3 protein-coding genes are annotated in these 2,537 nt (G+C 69.6%); 2 read left to right on the forward strand and 1 reads right to left on the reverse strand.

Annotated elements, in window-relative coordinates:
* Positions 1 to 218 precede the first annotated feature (218 nt).
* Entirely contained in the window at positions 219 to 1,037 is an 819-nt protein-coding gene (locus tag ACDELDRAFT_RS21255; RefSeq protein WP_005800311.1) for a PglL family O-oligosaccharyltransferase, read from the forward strand.
* Positions 1,038 to 1,049: 12 nt separating this feature from the next.
* Here the strand turns inward: ACDELDRAFT_RS21255 and ACDELDRAFT_RS21260 are convergent, their stop codons facing one another.
* On the reverse strand, positions 1,050 to 1,634 hold the full coding sequence (locus tag ACDELDRAFT_RS21260; RefSeq protein WP_005800313.1) for a YqiA/YcfP family alpha/beta fold hydrolase: 585 nt from the start codon (positions 1,632 to 1,634) through the stop codon (positions 1,050 to 1,052).
* A gap of 110 nt (positions 1,635 to 1,744) precedes the next feature.
* Here ACDELDRAFT_RS21260 and ACDELDRAFT_RS21265 point away from each other — a divergent pair.
* The coding region (locus tag ACDELDRAFT_RS21265; RefSeq protein WP_157764960.1) for a serine/threonine-protein kinase at positions 1,745 to 2,537 on the forward strand (793 nt) is incomplete at its 3' end.

A 2,537-nucleotide genomic window follows, 5' to 3' on the forward strand; every position in this document is an offset into this window, starting at 1 on the left:
CACCGGCTTCGTGCAGTGGTTGCTGATGGTGGCGTTGCTGCTGCTGTGGCGGCGCTCGGGCGGGAACCTCGCGTGGGGCCTGGCCCTCGCCGGCACGCTCATCTACGCCCTGGCCGGCTGGATGCTGCCGGACCTGCTGCTGCGCTGGACGGGCTTTGCCACCGACGGGCTTTTTCACCCGGCTGGCGGGGGATCCGCAGTCGTGCAGCAGCCGGCGCGTGCTGTGGTCCAACGTGCTGTATCTGATCGCCCAGAAGCCCTGGACGGGCTGGGGCTGGGGCGAACTGGACTACGCCCACTACATGACGTTGTTTCCGGGCGAGCGCTTTTGCGTGTTGCTCGACAACGCGCACAACCTGCCGCTGCACCTGGCGGTCGAGCTGGGCTTGCCGGTGGCCGCCGTGGCCTGTGGCGCCGCCGTGGCCGGGGTGGTGCGTGCCCGGCCCTGGCGGGAGACCGATCCGGTGCGCCAGCTCGCCTGGGGTGCGTTGGCCATCATTGGCGTGCACAGCATGGTGGAGTTTCCGCTGTGGTACGGCCCCTTCCAACTGGTCGCGGTGCTGGCGCTCGCCCTGCTGTGGCGCCGCCCGCTGCTGGCCTGGGTTCGGTCTCCGGCGTTGCTCGCAGGCGCCGCGGTGGTCTTTGTGGCCGTGAGCGCCGCGGGTGTGGCCGTGGCGTGGGACTACTACCGCATCAGTCTGCTTTACCGCCCCATGGCTTCGCGGCCCCAGGCCTACCAGGGGGATACGCTGGCCAAGGTGTCCGGCACGCCGCTGTTCACCAACCAGGTGGATTTCGCGCTGCTTACCACCACCGAACTGACACGCGAGAACGCACTGCAGGTCCACACGCTGGCCACGGAGCTGCTGCATTTTTCACCCGAGCCCCGCGTGATCGAACCGCTGATCGAGAGCGCGCTGCTGCTGGGGATGGATGACGAGGTCGCTTTCCAGCTGCGGCGCTACCGGGCGGCCTACCCCGAGGACCACGCGCGCTGGGCGCGCCTGCACCGCGGCACCCCGCCGGATCGCCCCTGAGCCCTCTGCTGGCTACGCCAGCCGCAGGAACCGGACGACCGCCGGAAGGTGGTCCTCGAAGTCGCTGAGCGCATGGTCGCCGCCTTCCAGCAGCGTCACTTGGGCGGCGGGGTGGCGCGCCACCATTTCCCGCCAGTCCAGCAGCTCATCACCCTTAGCGATGATGGCCATTTCGCGCCCTGCCGGCAGTGGATGTTCGTGCGCGAGTGCCTGCAATTCGGCAATGTATTCGGGCAGGAAAAAGAAACGTTCCGCCGGGTCGTGCCAAGCTGTCTGTTCGCCAATGTGGCGCGCCAGGTCCCGCGCGGGGTCCACGGCGGGGTTGAGCAGCACACTGGGGCAACCCGTCTGCCGCGCAACCCAGCTGGCATAGAAGCCTCCGAGCGAAGAGCCCACGACGGCCATGCGGTCCAAGGGCCATGCGGCGATGCCCTGTGCCACCATGGCCATGGCCGCGCGGGGCGAGGGGGGCAGCTGCGGGCACCACCAGTGCACGGCCGGATGGTGGCGCGCCACGTGGGCAGCCATCAGCCGGGCCTTGGCCGACTGGGGAGAAGAGCGAAAACCGTGCAGGTACAGCAGGTGCGTGGTGGTCATGGTTTTCCTGGATGGGCAGGGCAACTACTGCCCTGAAGAGGGCCAGCGCCGGCATAAGATAGGTGCTCAAGGGTGCCACGCCGTGCGGCGCCCGGTTTGCCCGTTACACCATGCCCGATTTTGCCCCGCTTTCCACCGCCAAACGCCTGGTCTCGGGAGCCGGGGACAGGCCGCCAGCCACCGTGGGTCGGTTCGAGTTGCAGCGTGTGCTGGGGCGCGGCGCACAGGCCACGGTGTGGCTGGCGCTGGATCCGCGCCTGCAGCGCCAGGTGGCCATCAAGCTCCTGCGCCCGGTGCAGGAGCAGGACCTTTCGGGGCTGGACCAGTGGCTGCGCGAGGCGCGCCATGTGGGGGCTCTGGCCCACCCCTTCATCGTGCCGGTGTTCGAGGCCGATGTGCAGGGCCGCCAGCCTTACATCGTGTTCGAGTATGTGCTGGGCCGCACCCTGGCCGAGCATCTGGCGCAGCAGGGCCGGTGCGCGCCCCATGACGCCGTGGCGCTGATGGTGGATGTGCTCGACGGCCTGCAGGCCGCCCACGCCGCCGGCATCGTGCACCGGGATCTCAAGCCGTCCAACGTCATGGTCGACAACCAGCGCCACGCCCGGGTGATGGATTTCGGCATGGCGGCCCCCGCGCAGGCCGCACCTGACGCCCAGTTGGCCAGCGGCACGCCGGCCTATCTGGCCCCCGAGGCCGCAGCCGGGGCGTCGCCCGCACCGGCCATGGACGTGTATTCGGCGGCGCTGGTGCTGGTGGAACTGCTCACCGGCCGGCCCCTGATCCACCAGAAGGACACCTGGCAGGCGCTGTACCGCATTGCGAACGAGGTGCTGACCCTGCCCGACGACCTGGGACCGGGCGTGGACGACGCCCTGCGCGCCATTTTGCAGCGCGCGCTGG

The organism is Acidovorax delafieldii 2AN (assembly GCF_000175235.1).
Taxonomy (GTDB): domain Bacteria; phylum Pseudomonadota; class Gammaproteobacteria; order Burkholderiales; family Burkholderiaceae_C; genus Acidovorax; species Acidovorax delafieldii_B.